Source organism: Burkholderia sp. BCC0044, assembly GCF_902832955.1.
In the GTDB taxonomy this organism is placed as follows: domain Bacteria; phylum Pseudomonadota; class Gammaproteobacteria; order Burkholderiales; family Burkholderiaceae; genus Burkholderia.
On sequence record NZ_CADFDO010000002.1, the window covers coordinates 1,215,547 to 1,228,552 of the forward strand.

A 13,006-nucleotide genomic window follows, 5' to 3' on the forward strand; every position below is an offset into this window, starting at 1 on the left:
GGACCGATGCCACCATTTCGCAGCCGGCTGCATGACCTTGGCAGCGGCAAATTCGGCGCTGTTATTTGAGCAAAAACAACCAAAAAAGCCCGGCGATTCCTCGCCGGGCTTCAGGGGCCGCCAAGTTTCGACGGTTACAGCATCAGGCGTTGCTCGCGCCCTTACCGTTGCGTGCCTCGATAACGACGGCCTTCACTGCCTTGACGCCGATACCGAGTTGCTTCTTCGCGACAGCCAGACCGTAGCTCGCAGCGATTTCGTCACTGTCGTTGATGCCATTCGGCACGATGACGACCAGCGTACCGTCGTTGAGTATCCGGACGCGGTATTCCGTCACCGCGCCGTCTGCCCGAACAATCGTGCCATTCTTCCAGTCGCTGCCCTTGCCCTTCAGGTCCGGCGTCTTGTTGGTCAAGGTCGGCGTACCTTCCAGTTCAATGGCGTTGCCGCGATCGACCACGTGGAACGTGCCGCGGTTGTCCAGGGCTTCCGGACGATCGGAGCGGAACACGACGAGCGTGTTCCGTTGTTCGCGTTCTTCACGTGCGTCATTCAGGCCCAGACTCGCCTTGCCGTCCATACGCAGGACCGAAGTCGAGAGCGCGCCGTCAGCGATATCGATTGCATCGCCACGTTGAGCCGGGGTTACCGGCAGGCCGACGATGAGCGCCGGCGCTTCCGTCTTCGCGATTGCCTGATCGCCGACGACCTTGCCTGCGTTCTTCGTGGCTTGCGCCGTACCGTTCACCCCCGTGGCGTCAGCAACGAGCGCAGAGGGGGTGTAGGTCTGGCGAACGTCTGCCTGTGCGACGACAGCCGACGTGTCAAGAATGTAGTTGCCTGCATCCGCGCCAGCCAGCGACAGACCTTCGCCGTTCACCGGCTTGTTCGCGCCGACGTTGCTGTTGTCGAATCTGCCGGTATCGCCGACGATCGAAACCTTGTCGCCCGCAACCACGCCATGCAGCGCCAGATCGCCCACTGCTGCAACCGTCTTGCCATCATACGATTTGTCCTTCGCGGAACCGGTCGCGGTGATGACCTTCGGGGTGATGTCGGCCCTCGCCACTTCCTTCGACGTGTCGAGCGAATAGTTGTTTGCGTCGTTGCCCGCCAGGACCAGACCGGAGCCGTTCACCGACTTGTTCCCGCCTGCGTTGCGGTTGTCGAAGTCGCCGTTCGAGCCTTCTGCACGAATGTCGTCGCCGTCCACCAGACCGGAGAGCTTCACATCGGACAGGTGAGCGATCGTGTTGCCGTCGTAGACCTTGTTGTCGGCCTTCGCAGACGCTTCGATCGACTTCGGCGTGATCGCAGCCTTGCCGACTTCCGACGTGTTGTCGAAGACGTAGTTCTGCGCGTCTTCTCCCGCGAGCGTCAAGCCGCTGCCGCTGACCGACTTGCCCTTGCCTGCGTTCTTGTCCGAGAACGTACCGACCGTCCCGTTCACACGCAGATCATCGCCTGCCACCACATCGTTGGCGTGCGCATTCGTCAGTACGGCGACCGCATTGCCGTCGTAGACCTTGTCGGATGCGGTAGCCGTCACCGTGATCGACTTCGGCGTGATGTCTGCCGTAGCGACTTCGTGCTTCGTGTCCAGAACGTAGTTGCCCGAGTCGCCACCCGCGAGCGAGAGGCCTTCACCGTTGACGGACTTCGACTTGCCGACGTTCTTCGTGTCGAACTTGCCGGTCGTGCCGTCTGCGGCTACAACGTCTTGACCGATGACGCCAACCAGCTTCACGTTGCTCAGGTCAGCCGTGACGTTGCCGTCATAGGTCTTGTCCTTTGCGTTCGCGGTGGCCGTGATGACCTTCTGGTCGATGTTGGCGTGCGCAACCTCGTCGCTCGCGAGAACGTAGTTGTTGGCGTCGTTACCCGTCAGACCGAGACCCGTTGCGTGGACAACCTTTCCCGTACCTGCGTTCTTGTCTGCGAACGCAGCGCCCGTGGCAGTCGAATCGATGTCGTCACCCTTGATGATGCCATTCAGCGTAATCGCACCGATCGTGGCCGCGGTCGTCGCGTCATAGACCTTGTTCTCGGCCGTCGCGCTCGCCGTGAGCGTCTTCGGCGTGATCGAAGCATCCGTAACCGTCGTCGTCAGATCATAGTTCTGTGCGTCCGCGCCAGCCAGCGACAGACCCGAACCGACAACCGACTTGCCCTTACCGACATTCTTGTCGGAGAACGAACCGGTATTGCCCGAAATGGACAGGTTATCGCCCGCCACGACGCCAGCCGCGTCGAGTGCGACGTTCGTCAGGTCCGCATGGTTCGTGCCGTCGTAAACCTTGTCTTGAGCGGCAGCCGTACCCGTGATCGCACGCTTGGTGATATCGGCGGTCAGGTGCAGCGTGTCATTCTGCGACCCCGAGGACAGTACATAGTTACCCGCATCGCTGCCTGCCAGCGACGTAGTGACTGTCACATCCTTGCCGACGCCCGCATTCTTGTCGGCAAACTGGCCGCTTGCAGTCGTGGTCACGTTGTCGCCGGCAACAACGCCCGTAACCGTCGTGTGAGCCGTGGTTGCCGTGTTGCCGTCGTAGACCTTCCCGTCCACGATCGTAGCGCTCGTGAGGGCCTTCGGCGTGATATCTGCCGTAGCGACTTCGTGCTTCGTGTCCAGAACGTAGTTGCCCGAGTCGCTACCCGCGAGCGAGAGACCTTCGCCGTTGACGGACTTCGACTTGCCGACGTTCTTCGTGTCGAACTTGCCGGTCGTGCCGTCTGCGGCTACAACGTCTTGACCGATGACGCCAACCAGCTTCACGTTGCTCAGGTCAGCCGTGACGTTGCCGTCATAGGTCTTGTCCTTTGCGTTCGCGGTGGCCGTGATGACCTTCTGGTCGATGTTGGCGTGCGCAACCTCGTCGCTCGCGAGAACGTAGTTGTTGGCGTCGTTACCTGTCAGACCGAGGCCCGTTGCGTGGACAACCTTTCCCGTACCTGCGTTCTTGTCTGCGAACGCAGCGCCCGTGGCAGTCGAATCGATGTCGTCACCCTTGATGATGCCATTCAGCGTGATTGCACCGATCGTAGCCGCGGTCGTCGCGTCGTAGACCTTGTTCTCGGCCGCCGCGCTTGCCGTGATCGTCTTCGGCGTGATCGAAGCACCCGTGACCGTCGTCGTCAGATCATAGTTCTGTGCATCCGCGCCAGCCAGCAACAGACCCGAACCGACAACCGACTTGCCCGTACCGACGTTCTTGTCGGAGAACGAACCGGTATTGCCCGAGATGGACAGGTTATCGCCCGCGACAATGCGAGTCGTGTCGAGGGCGACGTTCGTCAGGTCCGCATGGTTCGTGCCGTCGTAAACCTTGTCTTGAGCGGCAGCCGTGCCCGTGATCGCGCGCTTGGTGATATCGGCGGTCAGGTGCAGCGTGTCATTCTGCGACCCCGAGGACAGTACATAGTTACCCGCATCGCTGCCCGCCAGCGACGTGGTGACCGTCACATCCTTGCCCACGCCCGCATTCTTGTCGGCAAACTGGCCGCTTGCCGCCGTGGTCACGTTGTCGCCGGCAATCACGCCGGTCACCGTCGTGTGAGCCGTGGCTGCCGTATTGCCGTCGTAGACCTTGCCGTCCACGGTCGTGGCGCTCGCGAGGGCCTTGGGCGTGATCGTGCCGATGTCGCCTGAAAGCGTGTCTTCCGCGAGACGATAGCCATAGACCTGCACGACCTTCGAGCCGTCCGGGTTCGTGCTGCCCTGGTTCTGCGCGACGCCCAGCTTCACACCCGACAGCGTGATCGTCTTTCCCGAACCTGCGTTCTTGTCGCTGAATTGTGCGTTCGCGAGGTTCGCGTCATTCAGGATGGCGAGCGGAACCCTGTCGCCGTCGATGCCGACCAGTCCCGAGACCGCGACGTTACCGAGCGTAACCGTGTTGCCCGTTTGCGTGCCATTTGCATCCGTGACAACGGTCGTGTTCGTTTGCGTGGCGGTCGTGCCGTCATAGGTCTTCGTGACGTTGCCGACAAGCTTGCCGGTCAGGACAGCCGAACGCGAGTACAGGTAACCGTTCTTGCCCGCCTGGTCGCCGTTCAGGATTTGAACGAGGTCTGCACGATTGCCGACCGGATCGGTGACGACACCATTGAGGTCCGGTTGACCACGGTCATCGAGCGATGCAACGTCCGTGCCGACCCACTTGCCGTTGACGTTCTTGTACGTGCCGTCCGATTCCTTGTACGTCGCTTCGTAGATCTTGAAATCGACGTTCAAGTCGCGGCCGACATCCTTGTCCGGCGTCGTGGAATAGACGAGCCAACGGCCGCCCGCCCCTACCGTCATCGCATCCGAGCCGCGGTCGTTCACGAAGTTCCCGCCTTGCGACTCTTGCACGTCGGTGGACTGGTGGTCCGCCGTTGCTGCCGCGAGGATCGCGTTCGTCCCGGCCGTGATCGTGCCATTGCGCGTGATCACGACGTTGCCGCGGCCCGTGCTCGTTGCCGTCTGGTCCGCGCCTGCATCGCTACCCGCGTTGGCCGTGTTGTGGTCAACGGAATCCGCTGCCTGGACGAGCACCGAACCGTTGTTGTTCGTGACCGCACCATTCACGACAGCCGTGCCGCCGATCAGGCCCACTTGACCGGCTGCGTTGAACGTGAAGGGCGACGACGTACCATCCTTGTGACCGACTTCGATCGTACCGAGCTGATCGGTGCTGCCGATCAGCAGCGAAGGCGCGCCTTGTTGTTGCAGATAAGCGAGGTCGCTTGCGCTCAGGAACGTGCTGGAGGTCGTGTTGCCGGTAACCGAACCGTCGCGGTTGACCGTGCCGTTACCGAGGACCACGCCCTGGTCGTTGCTGACGAAGATGTTCGTGCCCTTGTCGGCCGACGACAGTTGCAGGCCGGTCGTCGGGAGGCCCGTCACGCCCGTGTGGCTGATTGCGATCGCGCCGCCTTCCAGACCGACGAGACCCGTGGTGGTCGTTTTCGCGCCGGTCTTGTCCAGCACGGACGGATCGAGCGTCGTACCCGAGCCAAGCGTGACGGTGCTGTCCTTGTCCGTCTTGATCGTGGCGCCGCCGTGAATTTCCCAGCCGGAGGTATTCACGTTACCGCCTACGTTCAGATTACCGCCGAGAATCGTCTTGTTGGCCGGTTTCGTTCCACCCGGGCCACCTGCATCCGGAACAGCCCGGAACGTGCCCGCTTGACGCGAGCAGCTACCGTCGGTACAGACCAGATCGACGGCACTACCGTAGGTGAACGTCGCGGTTTGGCCGGAATTCCAACCCCACGCGTAGTTGAAATCGCCGCCGTTGGTCTTGATCTTGCTGCTGACCACCAGGTTGCCGCCACCCGCATGATCCGAATCGGCATGGATGTAGATGTAGCCGCAATACGTCGTCAGATCGCCGGAAATCGCGAGACCGTCCGCGCCCAGAAGCGTGATCGTGCCCGCGCCCGGCGTCGTACCGTTCACGCCGGCCCAATTGCTGCTGCCATACGCGCTCGTGGACGTGGATTTGCCGTTTGCGTCACGTCCGCCCAATGCGACGAGGTTGAACACGCCCTGATTGGTGTCGGGATTGTTGCCCGTATTGTTGCCGATATGACCGGTGGGATTCCCGCTTCCAAGATACTGCCCGGCCTCCATGTAAATGGAGCCGGCCCCCGACACTTCGAGCGTATTGTTCTTGTTGTCGAACGTGATGAAGCTATTGTTGGCGCCCGTGACGGCCTTGAAACTCACGCCGTCCTGAAGCTTGATCTTGCCGTCGCCCGTCGTGTATCCCGCGGCCGTGCCCGTGGCCCCGTGCGCCACTTGCGTCAACGCATTGCCGTTCGCATCCTTCGTCAGATCGTTGAAGTGAATCAACGTATTGGCGTAAAGGCTGACATTGGCCTCTTGCGCTTCCAGCGTGCTCTCGTAGATGTTCAGCACACCGGTGGTGTTCGTCTTGCCCCAGTCCGAAGGATTGGTGCTCGCACTTGCCGGCGCTTCACCGCCCCAGATCTGGATCGTGTCGGGGTCAAGCAGCAGCGTACCTGCCGCGCCGAGCGTGGACAGGCCGTGCGTCACGCCCGTGTAGCTCAGGCCCGTCTTGCCCGAGACTTCAGCGAAACCGCCGTCACCCCCGTTCTTGCCGCCGCGAATGAAAATCTCGCCCGAGAACGCATTGGTGCCGTCCGACCAGACTGCCACCGTACCGCCGTTGCCCTTCTGCGTCGCATCCGCCGACAGGACGACGTTCCTGCCCGTCGCGACCGTCGTCGCATTGTTGACCGTGGCGTCTTCGCCACGAAGACCACCACCGATCTTGATCGTGCCGCCACCCAATGCGCCATCCGCCTTGATCGCCGCATGGTCGATCGCGATGTTCTTGCCTTCGATCACGACGTTGCCGCCAGCCCCGTCAGCCGACGAGACGTTCAGTGTTCCCGCCACGGCCGTATTGCCGTTGACTGCGTCGTTGTCCAGAACGATGCGGCCGTTCTTCGATTGCAGCGAACGCGCTTCGATCACGCCGGTGTTGTTGACTACGCTGCTGATCGCTGCGTCGGCAGCACGCGCGGTCAGGATCACCGCGGAGCCGTCAGCCGAAAGCTGACCTTCGTTGCTCACCAGTGCGTCGAGCGCGCCCTTCGTGACCTGAACGCTGATCAGACCGTCGCCGTTGAAGTCCAGATTGACATCCTGCCCGGCTGCCAGTGCAATGCCCTTCGCGTTGATGGTGCCTTGGTTCGTGACTTGCTGACCGATCAGGGCGACGACACCCTGGCTGTTGATCTTGCCTTGGTTGACGACGTTCCCCATTGCTCCGGTGAACTTCGTTTTGCCCGCGAGGAAGTCGCTGTCGCTGATGTTCGCGCTCGAAGCAACGAGACCTGCGACGTTGATGGTCGCGCCCTTGCCGATGACCACGCCACCGGGGTTGATCAGCCATACCTGGCCGTTCGCGTTCATGTTGCCGAGAATCTGGCTGGCGCCGTTGCCGCCGACGACACGGTTCAGCGAAACAGCCGCGCTGTTCGGTTGTGCGAACGTGACGGAATTGCCTTGCCCAATGTCGAAGCCGTTCCAGTTCGTGACCATCTTCCCGGAATTCTGGATGATGGTCATCGACGAACCGTTCTGCGTGATCGAGCCCTGGCCCGCCACGATCTGACCGCCAGTCGGAAGCGGCGGGGCTGCGTACGCTGCGTCTGCCACGGCAACGACACCGAGGGCTGCGAGCAGAGCCGCGCTCCGTGCGCTGCGTTTGCCGCGAGCGGTCGTGTTCTCGGCCACGGCGACGAATGCACCGATCGTGGCATTCCATACCAACCGATAGACGTGATTCATTGATGCTTTTTTCATTTGCAGTCCTTTTAAAATCGATCAGAAGGCCGTTCGGTCAGAACGCCATGCCGAGTTGGAGCCACGCGCGCCAGCTGGTATTCAGGCCATCGGCGTTGTTGCCCGCCAGCGAAGCACCATCATTGCGGCCGATCGTCCGTGCTACAGCCGCGTGCGCGTTCCAACGACCGCTCCACACGTTCACGCCCACACCTGCCGAGGTCAACGTCACCGTGTTCGTGTGGCCTTCGTTGATTTGCGAACCGGCGTAACTCGTGTGGTGCAAACGAATCTGGCCGACATCCACGAAGCCGAGTGCTTGAACCTTGACGGACGGAACGCCGATATTCACGAAACGGCGCAGTTCAACCGTCCCCATCCAGCCTTCGTCGCCCGAGCCTTCACCGACCGGATAACCGCGAACGCCAGTCGGACCGCCGAGCAGGAATTTTTCCGAACTGTCGAGGTTCGTGTTCGACAATTGACCGGCCCACCCGCCGTACACGCTCCAGTTCGGGTCGAGGGTCTGCAGACGGCTGAGGTTCGCAGCCAGTTTCGTGAACGTGCCGTGCGTGTGCGCCGTCATCGAATCCGCCAGTTGATCGATCGGATTGCCCGACAGATCGACGTAACCCAACGTCACCGCGGCCCGGCCTTCCGTGACACCACCTTCCAGCAGACCGTCGTAACGGTTGCCCGACAGCGAGAACGTCAGGTTGTCGAGCTTGCGCTTGCTCAGGCTCACGTCCAGCGCGCTGTCCTTCAGATACTTGTGGTCGTACATCACGGTCGCATTGAGGTTCTGCGTGCGCGTACGAATGATCGGGTAATTCAAACCGACCGAACCGGTCACGGCCGAGCCGCGCAGGTCGAGCGCCGAGTAAGCGTCTTGAACCACGCGGTAATGCAGATACGAGCCCCCGAGCAACAGGGTCAGGCCGGTGGGCGTCAGCGGCAGGCTGTAGCCGAGGTTGGCGACTTCCGTGCCTTGACTCTTGCTCAGGCCGAGCGTGACTTGATCGCCCATCCCGAGCGGATCATTCACGAAGAACGTCGCCGTGCCGCGCTCGATGCCCGTGCTGCGGCTGCCATAGTTGTCGATCGACAATTGGCCGCTGACGATCGGGGTCGGCGTCGTTTCAACGAGAAGCTTGCTGGTGCCCGGTTGAGCACCCTTCTGGAGGACGGCCTTCGCGCTCACGCCCGGACGGTCGTTGATGAGCAGAAGTGCGCGTTCGAGGTCTTCCTTCTTCAGCGGGCGATCGGTCGGAAGCGCGGCGTTCGCGATTGCCGCGATACGTTCGTTGCTGCTGCGCGTATTGCCCTTGATGGTGACGCGGTCCTTGCCGGATTCCAGACGGCCTTCCACGATCGTGATGACGAGATTGCCCGCCGTCAGGTCTTGCGGTGCGAGGTAGGCGTAAGCGAGTGCGTACCCTCGACCGCGCAGATATTGGGTAATCGTATCCGCGATTTTTTGCAAGCCGGCGTGGGTCAGTTTCTTGCCCACCATCGAGGCAGTAACAGACTGCAGATCTTCCGCATCCGCCACGCTCTTGTCACCGTTGAAAGTGATGGACTTCAGCGTCACGGTGGGGCCGGCTTCGGGCTCGCCTGCGCCCGGTGGGGCTTCGGACGGAACGACTTCTTCCGGGGTGGTGGCTTGCGGTGCGCGCGGTTGCGGGGCGATTTTCTGCTCGTTCAGCAGCGAACCTGCATTCGGCAAGGATTGCGCGTATGCAGGAGCTGCGAGGATCAGGATCGCCAGACCGATAGGACTGGGAAATTTTCTTCTGAGGATCATAGGTGGGTGATGGCCGTTGGTTGAGACTTGAAAATCGCCTCTATTGGATGAATTGTTGTAAGCCCGCGTGCGGTGTGAGCGATCCGTCGTTCGCGAGCGGCGTTCATGTCGACTCCGCCGCCAAACGGCTCACGATTCAGTCGACTTCACTGCCGGCACGCGCTTCCGTATCCGGAAGTGGCTGGCGCGCATCCCGTGCATGACACTGTCGTCACGCGCTACCGGCACCTGGACGTCTTCCGGCATGCCGGCTATCTCGAAGCGCGCACGCCGCGCGTGAGGCGAGGGTCGTCATGCTCGCCCGGTAGATGCCTTGTGCCGCGACGGCCCGCGCCGTCGGCGAGTCGTGCCCCCGAATGCACGACGATTTGCTACGCCAGCACGTGTGGTCCTCACGTGCGTGGCGGCTGGATATGCGCCAGAATTCTTATTCTTCATTTGGATATTATTTCCACTTTTCGTGAATTTGATTTGACTTCAACCTATGTGCATCGCCTCGCCAATGGCACCCCGGCCTGCGCGCAAATTATGAATTGCACATCAAAAATTTATAAAAGAATTTTCTTAAAAGATTGTCAAATACCCGGAGGTAAAAATATGAAACTGATTTTCGACCCACCCCTCCGATCCGCTTATAAAAAGCAAACGTTTTACCGGAGAGAATGTGGCCTGCAGCTATGCCTCGCCCCTGTTGACGCAAGCCGCACGGCTTCTGTTTTGTGCGGCACCGCTAGACGATGCTACGCTGCCGGCGCGCGCGGAGACTGGAACGTCACGACACCTATGGAGCTTCCCAACCGTTCTTTGCAAACGTGGCAAAGCGACTACCCACCCGATTAACCCATCGCACACAAATAGTCAGGCGCCGTCGGCGTCAACTTCCGCGACATTTTTATTTGAGTTATAGGGATGGCCAGAAAACAATTACCCCGATCAGAAAAACATCAGATATATATCACGCATTCAATATTCGTTATTTTGATGGAGCGGACAAACTGTTTTGCGAAGCGGAAATTTCTCACACCCTCTCGGTTCGGCCAGGAAACATTGACTGATCGGAGGTTTTCAGCGGTTCCAATCACGGGCCGTCGGGCAATACGCCGCTTGCGACACATGCCCGTGACGGACAACGTGCGATCGGGCCAACCGGGCGCGCTTGTCGCACGCATCCTTACTCCCGGGTCCAGCCGTTGCGATAAAGCTCTCCCGTCAGCACACCGGGAGGCGACGCGAGCATGCAGTTCTCGTCGCCGTCGATCCGCGCCGAACGCACGTCGCGAAACAGCTTCTCGATCGGAAACGCGCGCGTGGTGCCGTTGCAACTCACCGAGGCTTGCGCGCCTCTAACAAGTCGTCGCGGTATGCGCATCCCGTTTGCAGCGCGGTGCGCTTGGTCTGGTCACCGCTTGAAGGTTTGTGAGAGAGTACGGGACAGTCGTTCGAGAGTTGGCATGAGTACCTCGCCGAACGTCAGAAACTGGTCGGCTTGTTAGCTTGTCGGCGATTCAGGTAGCGAGGTCGAACGTCCGCAGCCCTCAAGCACCATTCACAGCAGTCCATAAAGCACCTTTCTCCCTCATGACTACGAGACTCCTTCATTTCGCTCCACTGCTGGCGCTCGCCGCCGCCTCTGTCGCTCAAGCCGCCGACAGCCAGTCCTGCGGCGACGAAACAGTCACGGCCATCGCCCGCTGGGCCGGCATCGCGAGCGCACGCATCGCCACGCGCGACGCGGACCGGCTCGTCGTCGCGTCGTCATGCAAAGCCATGCCGAATGCGCCGGGCACGACGATCGCGGCCGTCGCGTTCGATTCACTGCCGAAGAGCAAGAATCCCGACGAAAGCAAAAAGCTGCAGGTGGTCGCGCTCGTCGAGGGCGGCAAGGTCGTGGCGGCCGATCGGTCGGTGGTCGAAGAGGATGCGGCGACGGAGATCGGCGAGCACAGCTATCGCATCGATACGGCGCCCTACCGGCTGTCGCCCGACGTGCGCGCGTTCGGCGTCGTGTTTACCAGCAGCGCGCGCGGACCGAGTTGCCCGGATGCCAACGCCAGTGAAGAGTTGACACTGTGGGTGCGCGAAGGCGGCCGTATCCGCCCGGTGTTCGGTACGAACCTGTACGGCTGGGTCAGCGTCGAAGGCGACGCCTGCGGCCCGGGTGCAGGCGATGCGCGCAGCGAAGAGGCCCGCATGACGATCGCCGTCGAGAAAACCTCGAGCCACGGCTTCGCCGACCTGTCGATCACGGCGCACATCACGCAGACGCAGCGCAAGAACGGTAATTACTCGGATACGGGTAAGCGCACGGCGCGCACGATCGTCCACTACGACGGCAAGTCGTACGGCATCGATATGTTCCGGAACTTCTGGTACTCGCCCGCCGCAATGAAGCGCTTCAAATAATTCCGCGGGCACGACGCCGCCCCACCCACCTACTCCACCACCTTCGGCCCGATCGCTTCGGTCGGTGCGGGCATCCGCAACGCGTCGTCCCGCACGCGCCGCGCCTCGCGCGCCGTATAGCGATCCTTCAGCCGCAGGAACGGTTTTTCGACGAGGAAATAGCTGGCCGTCGCGGCAACCAATGCCCACACGATACCGAGCGGAAACCCGTGCGGCACAGGCAGTCGCGGATTCGCGAACGGCTGCTGCCACAAATAAAGGCTGAACGAAATCGTGCCGACGAACACCACCGGCCCGGCGCGCAGCCAGCGCGCGCACCAGAACTCGCCGCGGAACTTCAGCACGACGATCACGATCGCGATCAGCGCGGCTTCGAGCGTCACGCCATACGTCGCATTCCAGAAGCCGCCAAGCCGGTGTTCGGCGAGCGGCATGCCGAGCAGCACGACGAAGACGAGCGCCGTCACGATGCGCGCCTCGCCGCGCCACGAGCCGATCCACGCTTCGAGCCGTTCGCGGTTGAGTGACGCATAGCAGCCGATCAGGATCGGATCGACGCCCGTATGCAGCATCATCCCGAGTTGCCCGCGCAGCGCCGGTGCAGCGAAATACGTAATGGTGCGCACCAGCGGCACGATCAGGATCAGCGCGGCCAGCCAGCGCGTGCCGGCGCGGCGGATGCCGAACACGAACAGCAGCGGCCAGAACCAGTAGAACTGCTCCTCGAGCGCGAGCGACCAGAAATGACCGAGGTACCACGCGCCGTCCGGATGCAGCGCGTTGTCGCCGGTCAGCCCGAACCACGCCGAGTAATTCCAAAGATGCAGCGCCGCATAGAGCCACTGCCGCCGATCGACGTCGAAGCCGCCGGCGAATGCCACGATCGCGACGACCGCGAGATACACGTAGCAGGCCGGCCAGATCCGCAGCGCGCGGCGCACGTAGAACGACGTCAGCGCGATGCCGCCCGTGCGCTCGAACTCGGCGCGCAGCACGTTGGTGATCAGGAAACCGCTCAGCACGAAGAAGATCAGCACGCCGAGCCGGCCGTCGGCGATCAGCCGCAACGGCGCGTACCAGCCCGTATAGCCGCCGGGCAGCACATGCTCGGCATGGCCGACGACGACCATCGCGACCGCGACGGCGCGCAATCCGGTCAACTGCGTGACGCGATGGTTCATCGGCTGGTTTCCGTTGGCACGGTGGAAGAGCAGGAAGCGGCCGGCGTCCGATCTGCTCACCGACATGCCGCCGGATTTTGTATGAAAAATATCGGAATGAAATTGCTTCAAAAATCCGCGTGCCCCACACCGCCGACAACGCCGCGCCACGGCGGACCAACGTCCGGCGCGACGAATGGGCATAATGACAAGCCTTGTCCGGCGGCGGCCGGTCCGATGCCCACGCAACGAATTTTGCGGCGCTGCAACACCCGCTGTACCGTACCCGCCCGCATACCGGCCCGCGCCTCGTCCGCCTCCTGTCGACCCTCACCC

General features: G+C 61.8%; 5 protein-coding genes and 1 pseudogene. 2 read left to right on the top strand and 4 right to left on the bottom strand.

Translation table 11 applies throughout. The features are described from left to right. Positions 1–142 precede the first annotated feature (142 nt). Complete coding sequence (locus HWX14_RS13955; protein ID WP_175883250.1) at positions 143–7,324, bottom strand: YDG domain-containing protein; 7,182 nt, start codon at positions 7,322–7,324, stop codon at positions 143–145. A 37-nt stretch (positions 7,325–7,361) separates the two neighbouring features. Continuing rightward, positions 7,362–9,107 carry a ShlB/FhaC/HecB family hemolysin secretion/activation protein gene (locus tag HWX14_RS13960; RefSeq protein WP_175883251.1) on the bottom strand — a complete coding sequence of 582 codons (1,746 nt, stop codon included), beginning with the start codon at positions 9,105–9,107 and terminating at the stop codon, positions 7,362–7,364. A gap of 110 nt (positions 9,108–9,217) precedes the next feature. On the opposite strand from HWX14_RS13960, the pseudogene HWX14_RS36465 reads away from it, so the two are divergent. Next, a pseudogene (locus HWX14_RS36465) lies at positions 9,218–9,412 on the top strand (ISL3 family transposase); the annotation flags it as partial. A gap of 866 nt (positions 9,413–10,278) precedes the next feature. Here HWX14_RS36465 and HWX14_RS13965 read toward each other — a convergent pair. Further along, positions 10,279–10,434: a hypothetical protein gene (locus HWX14_RS13965; RefSeq protein ID WP_244130216.1), complete on the bottom strand. Its 156-nt coding sequence runs from the start codon at positions 10,432–10,434 to the stop codon at positions 10,279–10,281. Positions 10,435–10,685: 251 nt separating this feature from the next. Between HWX14_RS13965 and HWX14_RS13970 the strand changes: the two genes are divergently transcribed. Then, positions 10,686–11,510: a multidrug ABC transporter ATPase gene (locus HWX14_RS13970; protein WP_175883582.1), complete on the top strand. Its 825-nt coding sequence runs from the start codon at positions 10,686–10,688 to the stop codon at positions 11,508–11,510. 29 nt (positions 11,511–11,539) lie between these two features. On the opposite strand, the gene HWX14_RS13975 is transcribed toward HWX14_RS13970, so the two are convergent. Beyond that, positions 11,540–12,691: an acyltransferase gene (locus tag HWX14_RS13975; protein ID WP_175883252.1), complete on the bottom strand. Its 1,152-nt coding sequence runs from the start codon at positions 12,689–12,691 to the stop codon at positions 11,540–11,542. Positions 12,692–13,006: the final 315 nt, after the last annotated feature.

Coding starts and splice junctions, on each gene's coding strand:
- HWX14_RS13955 (WP_175883250.1), bottom strand. CDS start 7,324: ATGAAAAAAGCATCAATGAATCACGTCTATCGGTTGGTATGGAATGCC.
- HWX14_RS13960 (WP_175883251.1), bottom strand. CDS start 9,107: ATGATCCTCAGAAGAAAATTTCCCAGTCCTATCGGTCTGGCGATCCTG.
- HWX14_RS13970 (WP_175883582.1), top strand. CDS start 10,686: ATGACTACGAGACTCCTTCATTTCGCTCCACTGCTGGCGCTCGCCGCC.
- HWX14_RS13975 (WP_175883252.1), bottom strand. CDS start 12,691: ATGAACCATCGCGTCACGCAGTTGACCGGATTGCGCGCCGTCGCGGTC.